Genomic DNA, 25,086 nt, shown 5'->3' with positions numbered 1-25,086 from the left:
GATCGGCCTGTAACCGCGGGTTCGTCCTGCACCTGCCGCTGCGTGCGCAGGTGCACGGCCGGAGTGGCCGGATCCGGCCGGTGCCGCCGCGGCGGCCGAACGCGGTCTAGCCGGCGACGAGTTCGAGCGAGCGCGCCAGCAGGGCGACGGGGTCGGCACCGGCCGGCCGGTCGAGCCAGTGGATCCGGTCGTCGCGCCGGAACCACGACTCCTGGCGGCGGGCGAAGCGCCGGGTCGCCCGGACGGTCTCCTCCCGGGCCTCGTCCTCGGTGCACGTGCCGGAGAAGTACGCGAGGACCTGCTGGTAGCCGAGCGCACGCGAGGCCGTACGGCCCTCCCGGAGGCCGGCCTTCTCCAGCTCCCGCACCTCGTCGAGCAGCCCGGCCTGCCACATCCGGTCGACCCGCAGCCCGATCCGCTCGTCGAGTTCGGGCCGGGGCACGCGGACGCCGATCTGCACGGCGTCGTAGACCGCGGTGTGACCGGGCAGGCTGGCGGTGAACGGGCGGCCGGTGATCTCGATGACCTCCAGCGCCCGGACGATCCGCCGGCCGTTGCTCGGCAGGATGGCCGCGGCCGCGGCCGGGTCCTGCCCGGCGAGGCGGTGGTGCAGCGCGCCGGAGCCGGTTTCGGCCAGCTCCGCCTCCAGCCGTGCGCGCACGGACGGATCCGTGCCGGGGAACTCCATCTCGTCGACGGCCGCCCGTACGTACAGGCCCGAGCCCCCGACGAGCACCGGGGTGCGGCCGGCCGCGAGCAGCCGGTCGATCTCGGCGCGCGCCAGGCGCTGGTACTCGGCGACGCTGGCGGCCTCGGTGACGTCCCAGATGTCCAGCAGGTGGTGCGGCACCCCGCCGCGCTCGCCGGGGGTGAGCTTGGCGGTGCCGATGTCCATGCCCCGGTAGAGCTGCATCGAGTCGGTGTTGATCACCTCGCCGTCGAGGGCGCGGGCGAGGGCGACGGCCAGGTCCGACTTGCCGGCGGCGGTCGCGCCGACCACGGAGACGACGCGGGGCGGGAGGGGGCTGGGGCTGCTCACCCGTCCAGTCTCCCAAACCGGCGGGCCGGCCCGGACGCCCGGACCGACATGTCGGCTTTCGCCTGGTTTGCGACCGAGAACAACCGGGCACATCCGAGCGTTGGACCTGATGGGCACGCCCCCGGGTGCGATGCCCCGACCGGACGAGGAGACCAGCCATGGGCCTGATGGACACCCTCAAGGGCAAGGCCGGCGAGCTCAAGGACAAGGCCGGCGAGCTCGCGGGCAAGCACAACGAGAAGATCGACGAGGTCGTCGAGAAGGCCGGCCACGCCGTCGACAAGGCCACCAAGCACAAGTACAGCGGGTCGATCGAGCACGGCACCGCGAAGGCCCGGCACGCCGTCGACGACTTCGCCGCCCGGTCCGCCGGCGGTCGGCCGCCCGGCACGGCCGGGGCCGACCCGGGGTCACCGCCCCCGCGGGAACCCGGCGCGCCCGGTCCGACCGGCCCGACCGGCTGACCCGTCCACAGCCAGCCCGACCACCGCCCTCACCACCGCCGCCGTCCGCGAGGAGCGGTCGGGAGGGCGGCCGAGGGGCTGCCGGGGGCGGCCGGGGGGCCTGCCGGCGTCAGAGCCAGGAGGCGACCAGGTAGCCGACGCCGTACGGCGCCTCGTCGTAGCGCAGCCGGCCGCGCAGGCCGGCCCCCTCCGCCGCGCCCGCCAGCACCTGCCAGGGCGCCCGCCCGTCGGCCTGCAGCTCGGCGGAGAGCTGCGGGTCGAGGGCGTTCAGTGCGGCCGTGTCGGCGGCGGCGAGCGCCGCGGCGGCCGCCGCGTCGTAGGCCTCGGCCCGCTCGTCGAGGTAGCCGGGGGCCTTGACCGACCGGCAGGCACTGCCGCCGCCGAGCACCAGCAGGCCGACCCGGTCGGCGAGGTCCGCCAGGCCGCGGCCGAGCCCGTGCAGGCGTTCCTGCGTGGTGTCCGGACGCACCGCGCACGCGTGGGCGGGCAGCACGGCCCCGGCCCGGGCCAGCAGCCAGGCGCCCACCGTCAGCGAGGGGGCCAGCTCCGGCCCGGCCACCCCGGCGGCCGGCAGGCGGACGGCGAGGTCCACCCCGTAGCGGCGGAAGGAGCCGGCACCGCCCTCGGTCCACACCCCGGCCTTCGGGCCGGTGCCGACGACCACGATCAGCTCGGCGTCGGCGGCCAGCAGCTCCCCCACCGCGTCGGAACAGGCGGCACGCAGCGCGTCCAGCTCGGGGGCGGCGCCGGCGGCGACCTCCGGGACGAGCAGCGGCGGGCAGGGGCAGACGGCGGCGGCAACCAGCATGGTGATCACTCTAACCGGCGGCCCGCGCACGCAGCGGGCCCGCCGGGGTGATTCCCCGGCGGGCCCGTACGCACGTGCAGGTCAGCCGCAGCCGTTGGACGGCGCGGCGGCGAGCGGGGCCGGGGCGCCGATGCCGGGCAGGCCCAGCATCACGCCGGCGGGCTTGGCGGCGGGCGCGGCCTGCCGCTTCTCCCAGGCGTCGCCCGCACGGGTGCGGCGCACGCCCAGCGGCGCGCCCTCGGCGAGCAGGTGGTGCGGGGCGGCGTAGGTGATCTCCACGGTGACCACGTCACCGGGGCGCACCGGCTCGGACGGGCGGGTGAAGTGCACCAGCCGGTTGTCGGGGGCGCGACCGGAGAGCCGGGCGGTGCGGTCGTCCTTCTTGCCCTCGCCCTCGGCGACGAGGATCTCCAGGCGCCGGCCGACCTGCTTCTTGTTCTCCTCCCAGGAGATCTCCTCCTGGAGGGCGACGAGCCGGTTGTAGCGCTCCTGCACGACCGCCTTGGGCACCTGGCCCTCCATCTCGGCGGCGGGGGTGCCGGGCCGCTTGGAGTACTGGAAGGTGAAGGCGTTGGTGAAGCGGGCCTCGCGGACGGCGTGCAGGGTCTGCTCGAAGTCCTCCTCGGTCTCGCCGGGGAAGCCGACGATGATGTCGGTGGAGATCGCCGCGTCCGGCATGGCCTCGCGGACCTTGCGGATGATGCCGAGGTAGCGGTCCTGCCGGTAGGAGCGCCGCATCGCCTTGAGCACGGTGTCCGAACCGGACTGCATCGGCATGTGCAGCTGGTGCATGACGTTCGGCGTCTCCGCCATCGCGGCGATCACGTCGTCGGTGAAGTCGCGCGGGTGGGGGGAGGTGAAGCGCACGCGCTCCAGGCCCTCCACCTCGCCGCAGGCGCGCAGCAGCTTGGAGAACGCCTCGCGGTCGCCCAGGTCGGAGCCGTACGAGTTGACGTTCTGGCCGAGCAGGGTGACCTCGACGACGCCCTCGGCGACCAGCGCCTCCACCTCGGCGAGGATGTCGCCGGGCCGGCGGTCCTCCTCCTTGCCGCGCAGCGCCGGGACGATGCAGAACGTGCAGGTGTTGTTGCAGCCGACCGAGATGGCGACCCAGGCGGCGTACGCCGACTCGCGGCGGGTGGGCAGCGTGGAGGGGAAGGTCTCCAGCGACTCCAGGATCTCGACCTGCGCCTGCTGCTCGACCCGGGCGCGCTCCAGCAGGGCGGGCAGGTGGCCGATGTTGTGGGTGCCGAAGACGACGTCGACCCACGGCGCCTTGCGCACGATGGTGTCGCGGTCCTTCTGCGCGAGGCAGCCGCCGACGGCGATCTGCATGCCCTCGTGCTGCTGCTTCGCGGGCGCGAGCCGGCCGAGGTTGCCGTACAGCTTGTTGTCCGCGTTCTCGCGCACGGCGCAGGTGTTGAAGACCACCAGGTCCGGGTCGGCGTCCTGGCCGGCCTTCGCGTAGCCGGCGTCCTCCAGCAGACCGGACAGCCGCTCGGAGTCGTGGACGTTCATCTGGCAGCCGTACGTGACGACCTTGTAAGTTCGCAAGCTCTCCTCCATACCCACAGCAGCAAGGGTACGGGCATGCGACGGGGCCTCCCGCCGGGCGGCCGGGCCTGGCAGTATCCCTGCATGGCCCATTCCGCGTTCCCCGCCAAGCTCGGTGCCGCCGTGCGCCGGGCGGCCCGCCGGCGGGCGGTGCGGATCGGCCTCGCGCTGCTGCTGGTGGCAGGCGCCCTGAGCGGCTGGTGGATGTCCACGGCGTCCGGTCCGGCCTACCCGCGGGGCGAGATCGGCTTCGCCTCCGGCGTCCGCGGCGGCGTCTACGACCGCTACGGCCAGCTGCTGCGCGGGTACGTCTCCACGGCGATGCCCGGGGTGCACCTGCGGCTCGACAACTCCGAGGGGTCGCTCGACAACCTGGAACGCGTCAGCTCCGGACGCGACGGCTTCGCGATCGCCACCGCCGACTCCGTGGCCGCGTTCGACGGCGCCGGGAAGGACCGGGTGCGGGCCATCGCCCGGCTCTACGACGACTACCTGCAGCTCGTGGTACCCGCCGGCTCCCCCGTGCAGCGCACCGCCGACCTGCGCGGGCTGCGGGTGGGGGTCGGGCAGGCCAAGAGCGGCGTGAACCTCGTCACCCGGAAGCTGCTCGCCGCGGCGGGCCTCGACCTGGACCACGACATCGCGCCCGCCCAGCTGGGCGTGGTGGACGCCGCCGACCGGCTCGCCGCCGGGCAGCTGGACGCCTTCTTCTGGTCCGGCGGGCTGCCGACGACCGCCGTCAGCGACCTCTCCGAGCGGTTCAGGATCAGGATCGTGCCGCTGGCCGACCTCGCCGAGGCGCTGCACCAGCAGGAGGGCGGCGGCAGCGACGCCTACCGGGCGGCGACGATCCCGAAGGACGCGTACCCGAAGGCGGAACCGCAGGGGACGGCCGTGCCGACCGTCGCCGTGCCCAACCTGCTGATCACCCGCGACGACGTCGACCCCGGACTCGTCCAGGGGGTGACCGGCGCGGTGATCGGCAGCCGGGACGCGATCGGCTCCGAGGTGCACGCCGCGCAGCTGGTGGACCTGCGCACCGCCGTCTACACCGATCCGCTGCCGCTCCACGAGGGCGCCCGCCGGTACTACACGTCGATCAAGCCCTGAGCGCCCCGGCCGGCCGGGGCACGGACGCGGGCCCGGACACAAACACGGACGCGGGCGCGGGCACGGACGCGGGCGCCACGACGCCGGGGCCGCGGAAGGAACCCGCTCAGCGGCGACGGCGCGGCACGGTCAGCACCACGGTGAGCCCGCCGGGCTCGGCCGGGGCGAAGTCGAGCGAGCCGCCGCCGGCCAGCAGCAGGGTGCGGGCGATGGACAGGCCCAGGCCGGAGCCGTCGACGTTCTGGTGGCGGGGGCTGCGCCAGAAGCGGTCGCCGATCCGGGCCATCTCCTCCTCGGTGAGACCCGGCCCGGAGTCGGTCACCGCGACACCGACCTCGCGCTTGTGCAGGACGACGTCGACGGCCACCCGGCGACCCTCCGGGGTGAACTTCAGGGCGTTGTCCAGCACCGCGTCGAGCGCGCTGCCGAAGCCGATCGGGTCGGCCAGGCCGTAGGCCGTCGGGGGGCCGTCCCAGGCGAGGGTGATGCCCCGCCGGACGGCGACCGGCCGCCAGGCGTCGAGCCGGGCGAGCACCAGGGCCGTCAGGTCGACCGGTTCGGGCTCGGGCCGGGCGTGCTCGGCGGTGGCGAGGCCGAGCAGGTCGTCCAGCACCCGGGCCAGCCGGATGCCCTCCTCCCGGACGGCGCCGACCTCCCCCTGGTGGCGCTCGGGCAGGTCGAGGCCGAGCAGTTCGACCCGCAGCAGCAGCGCGGCGAGCGGGTTGCGCAGCTGGTGCGAGGCGTCGGCGACGAAGGCCCGCTGCTGGTCGATGGCGAGCACGACGTGGTCGGCCATGTCGTTGAAGGAACGGGCCAGGCGGCGCAGTTCGGGCGGGCCGCCGCTCGCCGCGACCCGGGCGTTGAGCCGGCCCGTCGCGATGTCGTGGGTGGCGCGGTCGAGGGTGCGCACCGGCCGCAGCACCCAGCCGGTCAGCCGGAAGGCCAGCAGCACCGCGACGATCATGGCGAGGGCCTCGCCGGCCCCGATCCAGAGCCAGCGGTGCAGCACCCGGGCCCGCATCGGGCCGGTCGGCGACTCGGTGATCACCACCGCGACCACGTCTCCGTCGCGGACGACCGGCAGCGCCACGGTGAGCGTGCGGTCCGGCGTCCACGGCCACACCTGCGGCGGGTTGTGGCTGCGGCGGCCGTCCAGGGCCTCCTGGAAGGCCTGCCCGCCGGGCCCGCCGCCGGGCACCTGCCAGTCCGCCGGGGCGACGGCCACGGCACTGCCGTCCCGCTGGAAGATGCCCACCCGCACGCCGTACAGGTCGTGGTAGCGCGCGGCCTCCACGCCGAGCGCGTGCAGCCGGGTGGTGTCGCCGGCGGCCGGCTCGGTGCCGCCCTTGACGGCGGTGTCCGAGCCGGCCCGGCCCTGGGTGGGGAGGTCCTGCGCGAAGCGGGCGATGTCGTCGATGCGGTCGACCACCACACGGCTCTGCTCGGCGGCCGCGACGGCGGCGGCGAGGGGCAGCCCGAGGGCGGCCAGCACGCAGGCCATCAGCGAGAGCAGGATGCCGAGCAGGCGGTTGCGCACCGGGGGTCAGCGCTCCGGGTCCTCGTCGGGGACGGCCCGCGCCCCGTCGGCCCGCGCCCCGTCGGCCCGCGCTTCCTGGGCGGACCGCTCCTCGGCCGGCTGCTCCGGGATCAGCCGGTAGCCGACGCCGCGGACGGCCTCGACGAGGCCGGGCAGGCCGAGCTTCGTGCGCAGCGAGCCGATGTGCACCTCCAGGGTGCGGCCGTTGCCCTCCCAGCCGCTGCGCCAGACCTCGCTGAAGATCTGCTCGCGGCGGTAGACGACACCGGGGCTCTGCGCGAGGAGTGCGAGCAGGTCGAACTCCTTGCGGGTGAGGGGCACGTCCCGGCCGTGCACGCTGACCCGGCGGCGCTCGCGGTCGATGACGATCCCGCGCGACTCCAGCGGGCCGCCCGCCGGCTCGGCGGGCGCGCCGGCGGCCGCGGGGAGGCCGCGCCGGGCCACCGCGTGGATGCGGGCGAGCAGCTCGCCCATGTCGTAGGGCTTGGTGATGTAGTCGTCGGCGCCGAGGTTGAGGCCGTGGATGCGGGAGCGGACGTCGGCGCGGGCGGTGACCATGATCACGGGCACGCCGCTGCCCGCGCGGATCCGGCTGCACACCTCGAAGCCGTCCCGGTCGGGCAGTCCGAGGTCGAGGAGCACCACGCGGAAGGGCTCGTTGCCGTCCGGGACGAGGGCGTCCAGCGCCTCGTGCCCGCTGCGCGCGTGCTTGACCTGGAAGCCGTGCCGGCCCAGGACAGCGGTCAGCGCGGCGGCGACGCGGTCGTCGTCCTCGACGAGCAGCAGTCGCATCCGGTACCTCCTTCGTCTCGGTTCGGCGGCGGTCCGTCCGGCCCAGTGTGCCTGTCCTCCGGCCGGGGCCGGTACGGCGCGGGTGGTCCGGAGTATTCTGCCGTCCGCCCGGCGGCCGCGGCGCGGCCCCGGCGGATCACCGCCGCCCACCCGCATCCATGCCCATCCCGGGGCGCCGGGTCAATGCCCGGCGGCCCGGGGCCGCCGACCGTTACCGAGCCGGTACCGGACGCGCGGAGCAGCCGTGCCGCCACGGTGCGTGGCCGGATCGTGATCCTCAAGTTCCGCTCAGATCGACTGACATGGCATCGTCGGGACTCCTATGGTCGGCCCACCGGGGGCTGCGGGCTCCGCCGGCTCCGGCCCCCGGCACCACGAGAACCTCAGCAGCACCGCATCCCACGGGAGTTAACCCTGGGTCAGAGACGAGGGAGCACCGCGCGATGACCAAGACCGACGCCACCGATGCCGTGGCCGGATCGGCTCCGCTGGTGGTGCTCGACGGGGTCAACAAGCACTTCGGGGCGCTCCACGTACTGCAGGACGTCGATCTGACGATCAGGCAGGGCGAGGTCGTCGTGCTGATCGGCCCGTCCGGATCCGGCAAGTCGACGCTCTGCCGGACCATCAACCGGCTGGAGACGATCGATTCCGGCACCATCACCATCGACGGCCTCCCGCTGCCCGCGGAGGGCCGTGACCTGGCCAGGCTGCGCGCCGAGGTCGGCATGGTGTTCCAGAGCTTCAACCTCTTCGCGCACAAGACGGTGCTGGAGAACGTCGTCCTCGCGCAGGTGAAGGTGCGCAAGGTGCCCCGCGCGGAGGCGGAGGCCGACGGCCTGGCCCTGCTGGAGCGGGTCGGTGTCGGCGCCCAGGCGGACAAGTACCCGGCGCAGCTGTCGGGCGGCCAGCAGCAGCGGGTGGCGATCGCCCGCGCGCTGGCGATGAAGCCGAAGGTGATGCTCTTCGACGAGCCGACCTCCGCGCTCGACCCGGAGATGGTCAACGAGGTGCTGGAGGTCATGCGCCAGCTCGCGGCCGACGGCATGACCATGGTCGTGGTCACCCACGAGATGGGCTTCGCCCGCTCCGCGGCCAACCGCGTGCTGTTCATGGCGGACGGCCGGATCGTCGAGGAGAACACCCCCGACGCCTTCTTCACGTCCCCGCGGTCGGACCGCGCGAAGGACTTCCTGTCCAAGATCCTTCACCACTGAGCGGGCCGGCGCCGCCGCGCGCCGGACAACCACGGCCGGGCCCGAGGGGGTGCCCGGCCGCACGTACGGAAGGTCATGCCAGCGCCCCGGTCGTCCGGGGGCAAGAACCGAGGAGAGCCAATCCCATGAGGACTCGTCGCACCATCGCCGCCGCCCTGTCGGTGCTCGCACTGACCGCCGTCGCCGCCTGCGGCAAGGAGGGCTCCCCGGCGGGCTCGGGGGACGCCGCCCCGTCGCTGCCCACCTACACCGTCAACACCTCGGCCAACTTCGACGGTTCGCCGGGCTGGAAGAAGGCGAAGGAGCGCGGCAAGCTCGTCATCGGCGCCAAGGCCGACCAGCCGTACCTCGGCTTCGAGGACCTGACGACCAACACCCGCAACGGCTTCGACATCGAGATCGCCAAGATGATCGCCGCCGACCTCGGCTTCGCGCCCGACAAGATCGAGTGGAAGACCGTCGTCTCGGCGAACCGCGAGACGGAGATCAAGAGCGGCGGCATCGACTACTACGTCGGCACGTACAGCATCAACGACAACCGCAAGAAGGACGTCTCCTTCGCCGGCCCGTACTACGTCGCCGGCCAGGACCTGCTGGTGAAGAAGGACAACACCGACATCACCGGCCCGGAGTCGGTCAAGGGCAAGAACGTCTGCTCGGTCACCGGTTCGACCTCCGTCAAGCAGATCCAGACGTACGTCGGTGCCGACAAGAAGGTCACCCAGTACGACACCTACGCCCTGTGCGTGGACAAGCTGCTGACCGGCGAGGTCGACGCGGTCACCACCGACGACGCGATCCTCAAGGGCTTCGGCGCGAAGAACGCCGGCAAGCTCAAGGTCGTCGGCAAGACCTTCTCCACCGAGAAGTACGGCGTGGGCCTCGGCAAGGAGGACAAGGTGCTGCGGGACGCCATCAACGCGGCGCTCGCCGCGCACGAGCAGAACGGCGACTGGAAGAAGGCGTACGACGCCACGCTCGGCCTGTCCGGCGCCACCGCCCCGGCCGTCCCGGCGCTCGAACGCTACTGACCGCGGGTGCGGGCCGGCCCGGCCGGCCCGCACATCCGTGCGACCGCGTGACCGCGTGACCCGATAGACCCCGAGAGAGAGGAGGGCCGCCGGCATGGGCATCCTGTTCGAGGACGACAACCTCGCGCTCTTCCGCGACGGTTTTCTGCAGACGGTCGGACTGAGCGCGCTCAGCGCCCTGTTCGCCCTGCTGCTCGGCACCGTGCTGGCGGCCTTCCGGGTCTCGCCAGTGCCGGCCCTGCGGGTGTTCGGCACCGTCTGGGTGCAGACCTTCCGCAACACCCCGCTGACGCTGCTGTTCTTCGCGGTGGTCTTCGGCCTCCCCCGGCTGGACGTCCGCTTCGACAACTTCACCTTCGCGGTGATCGCGCTCAGCGCCTACACCGGCAGCTTCGTCTGCGAGGTGCTGCGGGCCGGCATCAACACCGTGCCGCTCGGCCAGGCCGAAGCGGCCCGCAGCCTGGGCATGACGTTCGGCCAGACGCTGACGCACGTCATCCTCCCGCAGGCGGCGCGCACCGTGCTGCCGCCGATGAGCAGCATCTTCATCGCCCTGCCCCGCAACTCCGCGATCGCGGGCGCGTTCAGCGTCTCCGAGCTGTACGGCGTGCAGGCGACACTGAGCGACAAGGGGTACGCCATCTTCGCGATCTTCTTCTGGGTGGCGCTGGCGTACCTGGCGATCAGCTTCGCCGTCGGCGGCGTGTTCCGCGTGCTGGAGAACCGCCTGGCGGTGGTCCGATGAGCACCCGCACCGCCTCCGCGTCCGTCCTCTACGACGCCCCCGGGCCCAGGGCCCGCTTCCGGTACCGGGTGTTCGGCATCGTCTCGCTGCTCGGCATCGCCGCGCTGCTGGCCTTCGCCGTCCTCAAGCTCACCGACGCCGGGCAGTTCGACGCCGCGATGTGGGAGCCGTTCCAGTACACGGCCGTCCAGCAGCGGATCCTCGACGGCATCCTGGCCACGCTGAAGGCCTTCGGCCTGGCAGCGGTCTTCTCCGTCGTGCTCGGCGCGCTGCTCGCCGCCGGTCGGCTCTCCGACCACCGGCCGGTGCGCGCGGTGGCAGCGGTGGTGGTGCAGTTCTTCCGCGCCATGCCGCTGCTCATCATGATCTTCGCGCTCTACCACGCGCTGTTCGGCTCGCAGCCGATGTGGGCGCTGGTCCTCGGACTGACCCTCTACAACGGCGCCGTGCAGGCGGAGATCATCCGTACCGGTGTCCTGGCGGTGCCCCGCGGCCAGGGCGAGGCCGCCTTCGCCCTGGGCCTGCGCAAGACCCAGGTGATGTCGATCGTCCTGGTGCCGCAGGCGGTGCGGTCGATGCTGCCGGCCATCATCGGCCAGCTCGTGGTCACCCTCAAGGACACCTCGCTGGGCTTCGTGATCACCTACCCCGAGCTGCTGTACGCGGGCAAGCTGATCGCGAGCAACTCCGGCGGCTACCCGTACGTGCCCGTGACCCTGGTCATCGCCCCCCTCTACATCGGTCTGTGCCTCGCCCTCACCGGTCTCGCCCGGTGGATCGAGGCGCGCGGCCGCCGCGGCGCGAACCGGCGTACACCTGCTGCTGCTTGACGGCACCCCGGGTGATCTGTTGCATTGCTCTTCGTGACACCACCAGGGACCACCCGCCCGGCATATGCAGTTCCCGCACGCCCGGAGGTCCCCGCGTGGACCCGGTGATCGTGGTCGGGGCCGGGCCTGTCGGCCTGGCCCTCGCCCTGTCGCTGGCCCGGCACGAGGTGCCGAGCATCGTCCTCGACGAGGGCGCGGGCCTCAGCCCGGAGAGCCCGCGCACCGTCGTCCTCGGCGCCGACACCGCGGCCCTCCTCGCCCGCCTCGGCTACGGCAGGGCGGCCGCGGACGCCGCCGCCTGGGACGCGTTCACCATCTGGCGCCGCCGCGCCGAGGTGCTGCACATCCCCCTCGACGGCGAACCGGTGCTGCACCTCGCGCAGCACCGGCTGCAGCGCGGGCTGCGCGACGCCGTCACCGCGGCCCCGCTCGTCCAGCTCGTGCCCCTGACCCGGATCGTCGAGCTCGAACAGGACCGCGACGGCGTCAGCGTGCGCACCACGGGCACGCGCGACGGCACGACCACCTGGTGGCGCGGCAGCCACCTGGTCGGCTGCGACGGGGCCCGCTCCACGGTCCGCAAGCTCCTCAGGATCCGCTTCCCCGGGCGCCCGGCCGTCGACCGGCACGCCGTCGCGACCGTCCGCGTCGACCTCCCGTTCGCGGGCCGGGCACGGCTGCACCGCGAGCCCCCGTGGCGCGGCGACCGCGAAGCCTCCGCCCGCCCCCTCCCGGACGGCCTGTGGCGCCTGGACTGGCGGCTGCCCCCCGGCCGGCCCGCCCCGACCGAACCCGTCGACCCGCACGCCACCTGGCCCGGCATCGTCACCGGCGACACCCTGCTCACCCGGGTCCGGGCCACCCTCACCGGCTGGTGCGGCGAACTGCCCCCGTACGAGCTCCTCGCCGCCGCCGACCACACCGCCCAGCAGCGCCTCGCCGCACGGTTCCGCTCCGGCCACTGCTTCCTCGCCGGCGACGCCGCGCACCTGCACGGCGCCCTCGGCATGCAGAACCTCGTCGACGGCCTCCGGGACGCCGACAACCTCGCCTGGCGGCTCGCCCTCGCCTGGCACCCGCACGGCGGCCGACAGCCCGGCGGGGCCCTCCTCGACGGCTACGAGACCGAACGCCGCGGCGCGGTCGGCGCCCGCCTGCGCGCCGTCGACCAGGCGATGCCCCTGCTGCGGCCGCTGCGCGGCTGGCAGCAGACCCGGCGGTCCCTGCTCACCGGTTCCTTCCGCAAGCACGCCGCCCTGCTGGCCGACGGGCAGCTCGGCACCGGACGCTTCGGCGGCGCGCCCGCCTACCCGGCCGCGCCCTCCGCCGTGCCGGGCCGGGTGCCCGTGCAGCGCGGCCCCGGCCGCGGCACCTCGCTCACCGAGAACCTCCCGCCCACCGCACCCGGGGTGCAGGTCCCCGACCTGCCGGTGGTCACCACCGACGGCAGCGCCGACCTGCTGCGCGCCCGTCTCGGGCAGGGCTTCGTCCTGCTGCTGGTCGCGCCCGGCACCGCGGTGTGGTCGTCCCGGCACTGGCTCGGCGCCGGCCTGATGCCCAAGCTCTCCGAGGTGGCGACCGCCCTCCCGGTGCCCGCCGAGGTGCTGGTCACCGAGGCCTACCCGGGCGCGGAGCCGCACACCGTGCTGCTCGTGCGGCCCGACGGCCATCTCGTGGGCACCACGCAGGGATGCGACGCCGAGGCCCTCCGGTCGCTGGCCGACGACGCCCGCGGCGGCCCGGCGGTCCTCACCGCCGGGCCCGACCAGGGCACGGGGCCGGTGTCGGGCGCGGGCGCCGGCGGCCCCGCCGGCACCCCGGACGGCGCGCGCCGCTGAGCACACCACCCAGGAAGGCCGCGCAGAAGGGCCGTCGGGCGGACCCGGCGGTCCGTCAGCGCGCGAACTCGGTCGCCCGGCTCTCCCGCACCACGGTGATCCGTATCTGGCCGGGGTAGGTCAGCTCCTCACGGACCTGCCGGGCGACCTCGCGGGCGATGGTCTGCGCCCGCAGGTCGTCGACCTTCTCCGGCTGCACCATCACCCGCACCTCGCGGCCGGCCTGCATGGCGAAGACCTTGGAGACGCCGTCGTGCGCCCGGGCGATCTCCTCCAGCCGCTCCAGCCGCCGCACGTACGCCTCCAGGGACTCCCGGCGTGCGCCGGGCCGTCCGCCCGAGCAGGCGTCGGCGGCCTGGGTGAGCACGGCCTCCACCGTCTTGGGGTCGACCTCGCCGTGGTGCGCCTCGATCGCGTGCACGACCTCCGGCGACTCGCCGTGGCGGCGGGCGAACTCGGCCCCGATCGCCGCATGGCTGCCGGGCAGTTCGTGGCTGAGCGCCTTGCCGATGTCGTGCAGCAGGGCCGAGCGCTTGACGAGCTCCGGGTCGACGCCGAGCTCGGCGGCCATCATCCCGGCGATGTGCGCGGACTCCACCAGGTGCCCGAGCACGTTCTGGCCGTACGAGGTGCGGTAGCGCAGCGTGCCGAGGGTGCGGACGAGGTCGGGCTCCATCCCTTCGAGCTGCACGGCGAGCAGGGCGTCCTCGCCCGCCCGGACGCAGAGCTGCTCGACGTCGGCGCGGCTGCGCTCGTGGACCTCCTCGATGCGCAGCGGGTTGATGCGGCCGTCGGCGGTGAGGGCCTCCAGGGTGAGCCGGGCGGCCTCCCGCCGGACGGGGTCGAAGCACGAGAGCTGGACGAGTTCCGGAGTGTCGTCGACGATCAGGTTGACGCCGGTGACCGCCTCGAAGGCGCGGATGTTGCGGCCCTCGCGGCCGATGACCCGGCCCTTCATGTCCTCGTTCGGCAGCCGGAAGGACGAGACCACGGTGTCGGCGGTGTGCTCGGAGGCGAGCCGCTGGACGGAGCCGGCGATGATCTCGCGGGCCCGCTGGTCGCCTTCGGCCTTCGCCTGCCGCTCGATGTCCCGTACGGTGACCGCCGCCTCGCGGCGGGCCTCGGCCTCGATGCTGTGGACGAGGTCCTGGCGGGCGCGGGCGGCGGTGAGGCCGGCGGCGTGCTCCAGGGCACGGCGGCGTTCACCCTCCAGCGCGGCCAGGCGTTCGCGGGTGTCGGCGTTCTCCTCGGCGCGGCGGTCGAGTTCGTCCTCCTGGGCGCGGAGCCGGCGCAGTTCCTCGGCCAACCGGTCCTCCCGGCGGTCGAGTTCGGCGCGGAGCTGGGCGGCCTGGGTCTCGGCCCAGGTGCGGGCCCGTTCGGCCTCTCCGACGGCGCGGCGCTGGGCGGCCTGCAGTCTGCGGATCATGAGCCCGGTGAGGGCGAGGACGAGGCAGAGGACGCCGGTGAGCAGCAGGGAGGCGACCGATCCGGTGCCCATGGCGATCTTCATCCCGGCCTCACTTCCCCGTTCCTGCGCACGGTGCCGATGCGGCGGTGAGGGAACTGCCGAGGACCGGGGGTGGCACGCGGAAACAGCTCCGAACGTGGCTGCGCGCAGTGGCCCGTAGCGCGTTCGAAGTGATCCCTCACTGCTTGTGAGGCTAAGCGCAGGTTACGAAACGGTCAAGATGCGATCGAGAGTTGATGCCGATGACTGACGATATGTCACCAGTCCTCGCCAAAGCCTTCACTCTCCGACCCCAAGGCGTCCCGGACGACGCGGTAGGCCAGGCCCTCGGAGTAGCCGCGGCGGGCGAGCATCGCGACCAGGCGCCGGGTGCGGGTCTGCGTCTCCAGGCTGCGGGTGCCGGGGAGTTTGCGCTCGACCAGCGCGCGGGCCGCCTCGGCCTCGTCCTCCGCGTCGACCCGGGCGAGGGCCTGCTCGGCATGGTCGCCGGAGACGCCGCGCAGGCGGAGCTCCTGGGCGAGGGCGCGCCGGGCGAGCCCCCGGTTGCCGTGCCGGGAGTCGACCCAGGCGGCCGCGAAGGCGGCGTCGTCGATCAGTCCGACCTCCTCGTAGCGGGAGAGCACCTCGTCGGCGACGTCGTCGGGGATCTCGCGCTTGCGCAGGGCGTCGGCGAGCTGCTTCCGGCTCCGGGCGTGGCCGGTGAGCAGCCGCAGGCAGATGTCGCGGGCGCGGGTTGCCGGGTCGGCCTGCTCCTCGGCACGGGCGGCCGGGCGGGCCCCGGTCCGCTCGTCGGTGCGGCTGCGGCTGCGGCGCCGGGTGGCGCGGGCGGGGGACTCGGGTGCGGCCCCGTCCTCGTAGGCGGGTTCGCACCCCGTCGTGTCCGCAGCCGGGGCGGGCTCGTCGGGGGCGAGTGCGCTGCGTCGCCGACGGCGGCCGGAGGGCAGCGAGGAGGCGGTTAGCAGGCCGGGCACGCCGGGTGCGCCGGTTCCTCCGGTGGCCGGCTGCGCCGGTTCGGGGGACGGCTCCGGTTCCGGTTCGGGCTCCGGCAGGGCGACGGCGGCGAACCAGTCGGGCGGGCCGAGGTCATCGGGCTCGGCGGCCGGGGCGGCCGAGCCCGATGGGCGGTCATGGCTGTGCATGGGCTGATCAGGCCTTGGCGGCGGCTGCCGTCTTCTTGGCGGCGGCCTTGGTCGCCGCCGCCGGCACCTCGGCGGCCGGGGCCGCAGCGGCGGCGTCGACGGCGGCGGCCGGCTCCTCGATCTTGGGACCGATGCCGAGCTTGCTCTTGATCTTCCGCTCGATCTCGTCCGCCAGCTGCGGGTTGTCCTTGAGGAAGTTGCGGGCGTTCTCCTTGCCCTGGCCGAGCTGGTCGCCCTCGTACGTGTACCAGGCGCCCGACTTGCGGATGAAGCCGTGCTCGACGCCCATGTCGATCAGGCCGCCCTCGCGGCTGATGCCGACGCCGTAGAGGATGTCGAACTCGGCCTGCTTGAACGGCGCCGCGACCTTGTTCTTGACGACCTTGACGCGGGTGCGGTTGCCGACCGCCTCGGTGCCGTCCTTCAGGGTCTCGATGCGGCGGATGTCCAGGCGCACGGAGGCGTAGAACTTGAGGGCCCGGCCACCGGTGGTGGTCTCCGGGGAGCCGAACATGACGCCGATCTTCTCGCGGAGCTGGTTGATGAAGACGGCGGTCGTGCCGGACTGGTTGAGCGCGCCGGCGATCTTCCGGAGCGCCTGGCTCATCAGGCGGGCCTGCAGGCCGACGTGCGAGTCGCCCATCTCGCCCTCGATCTCGGCGCGCGGGACGAGCGCCGCGACGGAGTCGATGATCACCAGGTCGACCGCGCCGGAGCGGATCAGCATGTCGGTGATCTCCAGGGCCTGCTCGCCGGTGTCCGGCTGGCTGACCAGCAGGGCGTCGGTGTCGACGCCCAGCTTCTTGGCGTACTCGGGGTCGAGGGCGTGCTCGGCGTCGACGAAGGCCACGGTGCCGCCGGCCCGCTGGGCGTTGGCCGCCAGGTGCAGGGTGAGGGTGGTCTTGCCGGAGGACTCCGGCCCGTAGATCTCGACCACGCGGCCGCGCGGGATGCCGCCGACGCCGAGTGCGACGTCGAGCGCGGTGGACCCGGTGGGGATCACCTCGATCGGCTCGTTGGCCTTCTCGCCGAGGCGCATCACCGAGCCCTTGCCGAACTGTCGCTCGATTTGGGCGAGTGCGGTCTCAAGGGCCTTCTCGCGGTCCATACCTGCCATGGCTTCCACCCTCGGGTTCTGTGCTGTGCGCTTCATCGTCCTCGACGCTAGCGCGTCCCACCGACAATCGGCCCGGACCGGGCAGCGCCTGTGGAAAACTCGCCGCCCTCAAGTATAGAGAACATTCGTTCGAATTCCGCCGGGATCCCTACGCCGGCCCGTCGTCACCGCCCTGACCTGCGTCCTTGTCCGACGGTCCGCTTCCCATCATGCGCCGCAGGCGGCGCGCGGCCTGCCTCCTGCGCTCCCTGCGTTCCCTCCGCTCCACCCCCCGGTCGATCCGCGGGTCGGTGGCCACCTCGTAGCGGCGCACGTACGTGCTGACGAATCCCTGCAGCGTGGCCGCCGCCGGGATCGCGATCAGCGCGCCCACCGCACCGAGCAGGGCCGCGCCCGCGATCACGGACCCGAACGCCACCGCCGGGTGCACGTCCACCGTCCGCGCGGTGATCCTCGGGTGGAGCAGGTAGTTCTCGATCTGCTGGTAGACGATGACGAAGCCGAGCACCCAGATCGCGTCCACCGGCTGGTCGGTCAGCGCCACGAGCACGGGCAGCGCACCGGCGATGTACGTGCCGATGGTGGGCACGAACTGCGACATCACGCCGACCCAGATGCCCAGCGCCGCCGCGTACGGCAGGTCGAGGATCTGGAACGCCACCCAGTGCGCCACCGTCGAGACGACGGCCAGCAGCGCCCGGGAGTAGAGGTAGCCGCCGGTCTTGGCCAGGGCGATCTCCCAGGCCCGCAGCACCTCCGCCTGCTTGGCCGGCGGGAGCAGGGAGCAGACCGTGCGCCGCACCCGCGGGCCGTCCGCGGTGAAGTAGAAGGTGAAGAGGCCGACGGTGAAGGCCTGGAAGAGTCCGCCGATCACGGTGCTGGAGACGCCCCAGGCGTTGCCGGCCGCCTGCTGGGCGTACTTCTCGACGGTGCCGGAGTCCTTGAGCACCCGGCGCTGGAGCTCGTCGAGCGAGAAGTCCTGGTGGAACGTGCGGTTCACCCAGGCGATGAGGTTCTCCAGCAGGTGCGGCGCCTCCCCCGCGACCCGGGTGACCTGGTCGACGAGCAGGGTGCCGAGCGCCGCGAGGAATCCTCCGACGGCGACGACCACCGCGATGAAGACGAGGAGGGTGCCGACGCCGCGGCGCACGCCGCGGGCGGCCATCCGGTCGACCGCGGGCTCCATGGCCAGCGACAGGAAGAAGGCCACGATCAGCATCACGAAGAGGTCGATCAGCTGGTGGAACGCCCAGTCGGCGAGCTGGAACAGCCCGACCAGCACCAGGGCCATCACCATCGCCTTCGGCAGCCAGCGCGGCATGGCGCCGCCCCTCAGGTGCGGCCTGCGTCCGGGGGGTGCACCGGTGGGGGTGCCCCGGCCGGCCGGCCGGTCGGCGGGAGGCTGTCCTTCCGGGGTTCCGGGCACCGGGATACTGCGTTCTGGGCTGCTGTCCACCCGCCCAGTCTCGCCCATGGCCGCGGCGGGACCGTCCCGGTCCGGCCGCTTCAGCGCAGCCGGGCGGTGACCCCCTGGGTGCGGCAGACGACCCGCCAGACGTCCTTGGCCTCCCAGCCGGCGTCCAGGGCCTGACGCACCGTCCGGCCGCCGAGCTCGCTCATCACGTGGTCCTGCGCGAAGGATTCGGCGTAGACCTCGCCGAAGTGCTCGTGCATCCGTCGCCAGAACTCGGTCAGCCTCATGCGCCCCAGTATCCCCCGTCGGCGGGGGCGTCCCGGCGGCCGGGCGGTCAGGGCAGGAAGAGCACGCCGGCGCCGTAGTAGCGGCGGTCGCGGCAGGTGTCGGGACCGGACGGGCAGTTGTCCGCGGCGGCCCCGGCCAGGGCGGTGGCGATCCGGTCGGGGCCCCAGTCCGGGTGCTCGACGGCGACCACGGCGACCGCCCCGGTGACGTGGGCGGCGGCCATCGAGGTGCCGGCGAGGGCCGCGTACCGGCCGCCGGGCCAGTCGGAGACGATCGCGGTGCCGGGCCCTCCGTCGGGGTCGCCGCCGGGCGCGGCGATCGAGACCCGGCCCCGTCCGAAGTTGGTGTAGCCGGCGGGCAGGCCGGCGCGGTCGAGCGCGGTGACCGTGACCACCCCGGGGAGCTCGCCGGGCAGGCGGATGCACTCGGTGCCGAGCACGCGGTCCTGGGCGGGCCCGGAGGTGCGGTCGTTGGGGCTGCGCCGGTCGACCCGGACGTCCTCCAGGTTCTGGCCGTCGTTGCCGGCGGAGGCGACGACGACCGCGCCGCGGCGCTGGGCGTAGGCGACGGCACGGCCGACGGCCTGGGCGAGGGCGGCCTGGTCCGCGTCCTCCGGGCAGTTGTACTTCCACGGGTCGGCGAAGTAGCTGTCGTTGATGGCACGGGCGCCGTGGTCGGCGGCCCAGAGCATGCCGCAGACGATGTTCTCCGCGTAGTACTGCCCGAGCGGACCGAGCAGCCGGACGGCCGCGATCCGGACGCCGGGGGCGACGCCGGTGACGCCGTGGCCGTCGCGGGCGGCGCCGACGATTCCGGCGACGTGGGTGCCGTGGCCGCTCTCGGAGACCCCCTCGTCGGGCCGCCAGGCGCCGTGGCGGGAGTCGGGCCGGCCGTCGGCGCAGGAGGCGGACGCCCGCGGGTCGACGGCGTCGCGCAGGTCGGGGTGCGTGTCGTCGACGCCGGAGTCGAGCACGGCCACCAGCACCCGGCCGAGGGCTTCGGGCGTCGGGGCGACGGACGCCTCCGCCCGGTCGGCCGCCGGGGTGCGCAGCAGGGCGTCGTCGGCGGGGGCCGGTCCGCCCGCGCCGATCATGGCGAGGTTCCAGTCGTCCTGCTCCGCGGGGTCGTCGAGGCTCCCCTGGGCGGCGTCGCCCTCGACGGCCTCCTGGCCGAAGCCCGCGCCGTCGAGGGAGCCGGGCGGGCCGGGCACGGCGACGGTGCGGGTGGCCCCGACGGCGGCCATCCCGGGCCGGTCGCGCAGCCGGTCGGCGAAGCCGCCGGTCGCGTAGGCCAGGACGGCGCCGATCTGGGGGTAGCCCTGGACGACGCGGCCGCCGGCGGCGCGGGTCTCCTCGGCGGCGCGGGCGGCGCCGTCGGCGTCCTGGCGCTCGGCGAGCACGAGGTAGCTGAGGTAGGAGCGGTCCGGGCCGGAGACGAAGGGGATCGCCCCGCCGAGGACGAGGGCGACGAGCAGCATCGCCAGCAGGAGGTGGACGGACCCGCGGTGCCGCCGGCCGGTGCGGTCGGTGGCCGCGCTGCCGTGCGCCATGGCGCCCTCCGCTCGTCCGTCGGGCCCGGACCGGTCGGGTCCGGTGTCCGCGACTCCCATCATGTGACCGAATCATCACCATATGAGCGGTAAGTCTGTTTCTGCCCGCCGGGCTGCGGCAGACGGAGGGCCGACGCGGCCGGGCCGACGCCGCCGGCCTGTCGGTGGCACCGGGCACCATGGGGGCATGGCGCAGCAGAGCTCCGGGGACGCCCTCGACGGATTCACCCCCGCGACCAGGGCGTGGTTCACCGGCGCCTTCGACGCGCCCACCCCGGCGCAGACCGAGGCCTGGGCCGCCATCCGGCGGCGGACCGACGTCCTGGTGGTCGCCCCGACCGGCTCCGGCAAGACCCTCGCGGCGTTCCTCTCCGCCCTGGACAGGCTCAGCGCCACCCCGCCGCCCGCGGACGCCGGGCGACGCTGCCGGGTGCTCTACGTCTCGCCGCTGAAGGCCCTCGCGGTCGACGTCGAGCGCAACCTCCGCGCCCCGCTGACCGGCCTGCGGCAGGCCGCCGTCCGGCTCGGGCTGCCCGAGCCGGAGGTCGAGGTCGGCATCCGCTCCGGCGACACCCCCGCGGCCGAGCGCCGCCGCTTCGCCACCCACCCGCCGGACATCCTGATCACCACCCCCGAGTCGCTGTTCCTGCTGCTGACGTCCGCCGCGCGCGACGCCCTGCGCGGCATCGACACGGTGATCCTCGACGAGGTGCACGCGGTCGCCGGGACCAAGCGCGGAGCCCACCTCGCGCTCAGCCTGGAGCGCCTCGACGAGCTGCTCGACGCCCCCGCCCGCCGCATCGGGCTGTCCGCGACCGTCCGCCCGGTCGAGGAGGTCGCCCGCTACCTGAGCCCGCAGCGCGGGGCCGTCGTCGTGCAGCCGCCCTCGGCCAAGCGGTTCGACCTGTCGGTGGTCGTCCCGGTGCCCGACCTCGACGAGCTGCCCGCCGGCAGCGACGACGACCCGGCCCGGGCCGCGTCGATCTGGCCGCACGTCGAGGAGCGGATCGTCGACCTCGTCCAGGCGCACCGCTCGACGATCGTCTTCGCCAACTCCCGCCGCCTCGCCGAGCGCCTCTGCAACCGGCTCAACGAGATCGCGTACGAGCGCGCCACCGGCGAGCCGCTGCCCGAGTCGCACGCACCGGCCCAGCTGATGGCCGAGTCCGGGACCGCCCGCGGCGCCCCGCCCCTGCTCGCCCGGGCCCACCACGGCTCGGTCTCCAAGGAGCAGCGCGCGCAGGTCGAGGAGGAGCTGAAGGCCGGACGGCTGCCCGCCGTGGTCGCCACCTCCAGCCTGGAGCTGGGCATCGACATGGGCGCCGTCGACCTGGTCGTCCAGGTCGAGTCCCCGCCGTCGGTCGCCTCCGGGCTGCAGCGGGTCGGCCGGGCCGGCCACCAGGTCGGCGCGGTCTCCACCGGCGTGGTGTTCCCGAAGTACCGGGGCGACCTCGTGCAGGCCGCGGTGGTCACCGAGCGGATGCGCGCGGGCGGCATCGAGGCGCTGCGCGTCCCGCGCAACCCGCTCGACGTCCTCGCCCAGCAGCTGGTCGCCATGACCGCCCTCGACACCTGGCCGGTGGACGAGCTGCTCGCGGTCGTCCGGCGGGCCGCGCCCTTCGCCGGGCTGCCGCAGTCCGCGTTCGACGGCGTCCTCGACATGCTCGCCGGGCGCTACCCGTCGGACGCCTTCGCCGAGCTCCGGCCGCGGGTCGTCTGGGACCGCGTCGCGGGCACGGTCACCGGCCGGCCCGGTGCGCAGCGGCTCGCCGTGACCTCCGGCGGCACCATCCCGGACCGCGGCCTGTTCGGCGTCTTCATCGCCGGCGCCGACCCGAAGAAGGGCGGCGGCCGGGTCGGCGAGCTCGACGAGGAGATGGTCTACGAGTCCCGCGTGGGCGACGTCTTCACCCTCGGCACGACCTCGTGGCGGATCGAGGAGATCACCCACGACAAGGTGCTGGTCACCCCGGCACCGGGCGTGCCCGGCAGGCTGCCGTTCTGGAAGGGCGACACCCTCGGACGCCCCCTGGAGCTGGGCCGCGCGGTCGGCGCCTTCGTCCGCGAGCTCGGCGGCCTCCCGCCCGGGGAGGCGACCGCCCGGCTGAGGGCGGCCGGCCTGGACGACTGGGCGGCGGGCAACCTGCTCGCGTACCTCGCCGAGCAGCGCGCCGCGTGCGGCCACCTGCCCGACGACCGCACCATCGTGGTCGAGCGGTTCCGCGACGAGCTCGGCGACTGGCGGATCGTCGTCCACTCCCCCTTCGGGGCCCAGGTGCACGCGCCGTGGGCGCTGGCCATCGGCGCCCGGCTGCGGGAGAAGCACGGGCTCGACCCGCAGGTCATGCACGGCGACGACGGCATCGTGCTGCGGCTGCCCGACGCCGACCTGCTCGACTTCCCGAGCCCCGACCGGCCCGCGGACGAGGAGGCCCCGGTCGGCGCCGACGCCGCCCTCTTCGACCCCGGAGACGTCGAACGGCTCGTCACCGACCAGGTCGGCGGCTCCGCCCTGTTCGCCTCCCGCTTCCGCGAGTGCGCCGGCCGCGCCCTGCTGCTCCCCCGCCGCAGCCCGGGCCGCCGCACCCCGCTGTGGCAGCAGCGCCAGCGCGCCTCGCAGCTGCTGGAGGTGGCTGCCGAGTACGGGTCGTTCCCGATCGTGCTGGAGGCCGTCCGCGAGTGCCTCCAGGACGTCTTCGACGTGCCCGGCCTGGTCGAGCTGATGGGCGACCTGGAGTCCCGCGCCGTCCGCCTGGTGGAGGTCACCACCCCGGAGCCGTCCCCCTTCGCCCGGTCCCTGCTCTTCGGGTACGTCGCGCAGTTCCTCTACGAGGGCGACTCCCCGCTCGCCGAGCGCCGCGCCGCCGCGCTCTCCCTCGACTCCCGGCTGCTCTCCGAGCTCCTCGGCCAGGCCGAGCTGCGCGAGCTGCTCGACCCTCAGGTCCTCGCCGACCTGGAGACCGAACTCCAGCGCCTCACCCCGGAGCGCCGGATCAAGGACGCCGAGGGGGTGGCCGACGCCCTGCGCATGCTCGGCCCGCTCTCCGGGGCCGAGCTCGCCGTCCGCGGCGCCGAGCCGCCGTGGGCCCTCGGGCTCGAAGCCGCCCGCCGCATCGTCCGGGTCAGGATCGGCGGCGAGCAGCGCTGGGCCGCGATCGAGGACGCCGGGCGGCTGCGCGACGCCCTGGGCACCCCGCTGCCGGTCGGCGTGCCGGAGGCCTTCACCGAGCCGGTGAAGGACCCGCTCGGCGACCTGCTGGCCCGCTACGGCCGCACCCACGGCCCGTTCACGGCCGCCGAGGCCGCCGCGCGCTTCGGCCTCGGCACCGCCGTGGTCACCGGCACGCTGCACCGCCTCACCGCGGCGGGCCGCCTCGTCCAGGGCGAGTTCCGCCCGCTCGAAGGGCACACCTCCACCGTCGAGTGGTGCGACACCGAGGTGCTGCGGCGCCTGCGGCGGCGGTCCCTGGCCGCGCTGCGCCAGGAGGTGGAGCCGGTGCCGCCGCGAGCGCTCGCCGCGTTCCTCCCGCAGTGGCAGCACCTGGCCGGGCACCGGCTGCGCGGGGTCGACGGCCTGTACCGCGTCGTGGAGCAGCTCCAGGGCACCGCCCTGCCGGCGTCCGCCCTGGAGAGGCTGGTGCTCCCCGCCCGGGTGTCCGACTACTCCCCCGAGCTGCTGAACGAGCTCATGATCGCCGGGGAGGTCGGCTGGGCCGGGGCCGGGGCCCTCCCGGGCAAGGACGGCTGGATCAGCCTCCACCTCGCCGAGAACGCGCCGCTGCTGCGCCCCGAGCCGGTGCCGCCCGCCGTGACCCCCGTCCACACGGAGCTGCTCTCGGCCCTCGCCGGCGGCTACGGACTGCTGTTCCGCCAGCTCGCCGACCGTCTGCCGGACACGGCGGAGAGCGAGGTCGCCACGGCCCTGTGGGACCTCGTCTGGGCCGGGTACGTCACCAACGACTCGCTGGCCCCGCTGCGGGCGCTCCTGGGCTCGGGACGGACCGCCGGGTCGACGGCCCACCGGGCGGTGCGCGGCACCCCCCGCGGCCGGATCGGCGGCGCCGGCCGCCCGTACGGCGCCCGCCGGCCGGGCCCGCCGACGGTCGCCGGCCGGTGGTCGCTGCTGCCCGGGGCGGACGGCGCCGCGACGGCGCGGGCGGCGGCCCGGGCGCAGAGCCTGCTCGACCGCCACGGGGTGCTGACGCGCGGCGCGGTCGCCGCCGAACGGGTTCCCGGCGGCTTCGCCGGGGTGTACCGCGTGCTGTCCGCCTTCGAGGAGCGCGGCCGGGCCCGCCGGGGCTACTTCGTGGAGGGCCTGGGCGGTGCGCAGTTCGCGATGGACGGCGCCGCCGACCGGCTCCGGTCGGTGAACGGCCGGCTGGAGCGTGCCGCCGCCCGGGGCTGGGCGTCGGCCCCCGGCCCCGGTGGTGACGAGCAGCCGGCGGCGCTGGTGCTGGCCGCGGCCGACCCGGCCAACGCGTACGGCGCCGCACTCGCGTGGCCCGACCCCGCGGCCGGTCCGGCCGCGAAGGGCGCCGCGCACCGGCCGGGCCGCAAGGCGGGCGCCCTGGTGGTGCTGGTCGACGGCGAGCTGGTGCTGTACGTGGAGCGCGGCGGCAGGTCACTGCTGTCGTGGACGGCGGGCGAGCCGCTGGCGGTGGCGGCACGGGCCCTCGCGGGGGCCGTACGGGCGGGCGCCCTGGGGAGCGTGACGGTGGAGCGGGCGGACGGCGAGGCGGCGCTCACGTCGGCGCTGGGGCCGGTGCTGGAGGAGGCGGGCTTCCATCCGACGCCGCGCGGCTACCGGCTGAGGCCCTGAGGCTCGTCCTCGGTCGCAGGCGGGGGCGCGGGCGCCGCGGACGGCCGGCGGCGGGCGGGACCGGTCGGCCGGCTGTCGCTGTGGACGGGCAGCAGGCCCAGTCCCCAGCCGCCGGCGGCGAGTATGCCGAGCACGGTGCCGTCACCGCCCGTGGCGGGGCCGAGGAGCCACCAGCCCGTGCCCGCGCACAGCAGAGCGGCCGGGCCGGCCCACCTGAGGTGGTCCCGCCCGGCCGCCCGCACGAGCCGTGCGGCTCGCAGCGCTCCGTTGGTGGTCATTCCGGCCTCCTTCTCCCGCTCCCCGGGGGAGGGCGGGGTCAGCGAGGTC

The 25,086-nt window shown here is 74.8% G+C and carries 20 protein-coding genes; 8 read left to right on the top strand and 12 right to left on the bottom strand.

What is annotated here, in order from left to right:
- Positions 1–106: 106 nt before the first annotated feature.
- Positions 107–1,039, bottom strand: a complete 933-nt coding sequence (gene miaA / locus SNE206_RS22690) for a tRNA (adenosine(37)-N6)-dimethylallyltransferase MiaA (RefSeq protein WP_407915311.1) — start codon at positions 1,037–1,039, stop codon at positions 107–109.
- A gap of 158 nt (positions 1,040–1,197) precedes the next feature.
- Here miaA and SNE206_RS22685 point away from each other — a divergent pair, with 158 nt between their 5' ends.
- Positions 1,198–1,503 carry an antitoxin gene (locus SNE206_RS22685; RefSeq protein WP_407915310.1) on the top strand — a complete coding sequence of 102 codons (306 nt, stop codon included), beginning with the start codon at positions 1,198–1,200 and terminating at the stop codon, positions 1,501–1,503.
- A gap of 109 nt (positions 1,504–1,612) precedes the next feature.
- Here the strand turns inward: SNE206_RS22685 and SNE206_RS22680 are convergent, their stop codons facing one another.
- Both SNE206_RS22680 and miaB read right to left on the bottom strand, forming a co-directional pair.
- Positions 1,613–2,311, bottom strand: coding sequence for a class III extradiol dioxygenase subunit B-like domain-containing protein (locus tag SNE206_RS22680; RefSeq protein ID WP_407915309.1), 699 nt, complete (start codon positions 2,309–2,311; stop codon positions 1,613–1,615).
- 81 nt (positions 2,312–2,392) lie between these two features.
- Positions 2,393–3,877, bottom strand: a complete 1,485-nt coding sequence (gene miaB, locus SNE206_RS22675; protein ID WP_407915308.1) for a tRNA (N6-isopentenyl adenosine(37)-C2)-methylthiotransferase MiaB — start codon at positions 3,875–3,877, stop codon at positions 2,393–2,395.
- A 72-nt stretch (positions 3,878–3,949) separates the two neighbouring features.
- Between miaB and SNE206_RS22670 the strand changes: the two genes are divergently transcribed.
- Positions 3,950–4,975, top strand: a complete 1,026-nt coding sequence (locus SNE206_RS22670) for a TAXI family TRAP transporter solute-binding subunit (protein WP_407915307.1) — start codon at positions 3,950–3,952, stop codon at positions 4,973–4,975.
- 106 nt (positions 4,976–5,081) lie between these two features.
- Here the strand turns inward: SNE206_RS22670 and SNE206_RS22665 are convergent, their stop codons facing one another.
- Entirely contained in the window at positions 5,082–6,512 is a 1,431-nt protein-coding gene (locus tag SNE206_RS22665) for a sensor histidine kinase (RefSeq protein ID WP_407915306.1), read from the bottom strand.
- Positions 6,513–6,518: 6 nt separating this feature from the next.
- Positions 6,519–7,304: a response regulator transcription factor gene (locus SNE206_RS22660; protein ID WP_407915305.1), complete on the bottom strand. Its 786-nt coding sequence runs from the start codon at positions 7,302–7,304 to the stop codon at positions 6,519–6,521.
- A 443-nt stretch (positions 7,305–7,747) separates the two neighbouring features.
- Here SNE206_RS22660 and SNE206_RS22655 point away from each other — a divergent pair, with 443 nt between their 5' ends.
- The 5 genes from SNE206_RS22655 (at position 7,748) to SNE206_RS22635 (ending at position 12,965) form a co-directional block, all read left to right on the top strand.
- Complete coding sequence (locus tag SNE206_RS22655; protein ID WP_407915304.1) at positions 7,748–8,521, top strand: amino acid ABC transporter ATP-binding protein; 774 nt, start codon at positions 7,748–7,750, stop codon at positions 8,519–8,521.
- 125 nt (positions 8,522–8,646) lie between these two features.
- Positions 8,647–9,552 (top strand): glutamate ABC transporter substrate-binding protein, encoded by a 906-nt coding sequence (locus SNE206_RS22650; protein ID WP_407915303.1) that lies wholly within the window; start codon positions 8,647–8,649, stop codon positions 9,550–9,552.
- A 94-nt stretch (positions 9,553–9,646) separates the two neighbouring features.
- Complete coding sequence (locus SNE206_RS22645) at positions 9,647–10,297, top strand: amino acid ABC transporter permease (protein ID WP_407915302.1); 651 nt, start codon at positions 9,647–9,649, stop codon at positions 10,295–10,297.
- Positions 10,294–11,127: an amino acid ABC transporter permease gene (locus SNE206_RS22640; RefSeq protein ID WP_407915301.1), complete on the top strand. Its 834-nt coding sequence runs from the start codon at positions 10,294–10,296 to the stop codon at positions 11,125–11,127. Before SNE206_RS22645 ends, SNE206_RS22640 begins: the two co-directional genes overlap by 4 nt.
- Positions 11,128–11,222: 95 nt before the next feature.
- The gene (locus SNE206_RS22635) at positions 11,223–12,965 is read left to right on the top strand and encodes an FAD-dependent monooxygenase (RefSeq protein WP_407915300.1); all 1,743 of its coding nucleotides are present in this window, start codon (positions 11,223–11,225) and stop codon (positions 12,963–12,965) included.
- A gap of 55 nt (positions 12,966–13,020) precedes the next feature.
- Here SNE206_RS22635 and rny read toward each other — a convergent pair whose 3' ends face one another.
- The 6 genes from rny to SNE206_RS22605 form a co-directional block, all read right to left on the bottom strand.
- Positions 13,021–14,475: a ribonuclease Y gene (gene rny / locus SNE206_RS22630; RefSeq protein ID WP_407915299.1), complete on the bottom strand. Its 1,455-nt coding sequence runs from the start codon at positions 14,473–14,475 to the stop codon at positions 13,021–13,023.
- A 215-nt stretch (positions 14,476–14,690) separates the two neighbouring features.
- Entirely contained in the window at positions 14,691–15,572 is an 882-nt protein-coding gene (locus SNE206_RS22625; RefSeq protein ID WP_407915298.1) for a regulatory protein RecX, read from the bottom strand.
- A gap of 7 nt (positions 15,573–15,579) precedes the next feature.
- The gene (gene recA, locus SNE206_RS22620; protein ID WP_407915297.1) at positions 15,580–16,689 is read right to left on the bottom strand and encodes a recombinase RecA; all 1,110 of its coding nucleotides are present in this window, start codon (positions 16,687–16,689) and stop codon (positions 15,580–15,582) included.
- A 148-nt stretch (positions 16,690–16,837) separates the two neighbouring features.
- Positions 16,838–18,010: an AI-2E family transporter gene (locus SNE206_RS22615; RefSeq protein ID WP_407915296.1), complete on the bottom strand. Its 1,173-nt coding sequence runs from the start codon at positions 18,008–18,010 to the stop codon at positions 16,838–16,840.
- A gap of 185 nt (positions 18,011–18,195) precedes the next feature.
- Positions 18,196–18,390 (bottom strand): DUF3046 domain-containing protein, encoded by a 195-nt coding sequence (locus SNE206_RS22610; RefSeq protein WP_407915295.1) that lies wholly within the window; start codon positions 18,388–18,390, stop codon positions 18,196–18,198.
- A gap of 47 nt (positions 18,391–18,437) precedes the next feature.
- Entirely contained in the window at positions 18,438–19,940 is a 1,503-nt protein-coding gene (locus SNE206_RS22605; RefSeq protein WP_407915294.1) for a S8 family peptidase, read from the bottom strand.
- Positions 19,941–20,127: 187 nt separating this feature from the next.
- On the opposite strand from SNE206_RS22605, the gene SNE206_RS22600 reads away from it, so the two are divergent.
- Positions 20,128–24,759 (top strand): ATP-dependent helicase, encoded by a 4,632-nt coding sequence (locus SNE206_RS22600; protein ID WP_407915293.1) that lies wholly within the window; start codon positions 20,128–20,130, stop codon positions 24,757–24,759.
- Here the strand turns inward: SNE206_RS22600 and SNE206_RS22595 are convergent.
- Complete coding sequence (locus tag SNE206_RS22595; RefSeq protein ID WP_407915292.1) at positions 24,741–25,037, bottom strand: hypothetical protein; 297 nt, start codon at positions 25,035–25,037, stop codon at positions 24,741–24,743. The two genes, SNE206_RS22600 and SNE206_RS22595, sit on opposite strands and share 19 nt — an antisense overlap.
- Positions 25,038–25,086 lie beyond the last annotated feature (49 nt).

The organism is Kitasatospora sp. NE20-6 (genome assembly GCF_045862635.1).
Note: the sequence above shows the minus strand (reverse complement) of the source record. Positions and strands in the feature narration are given on the sequence as shown.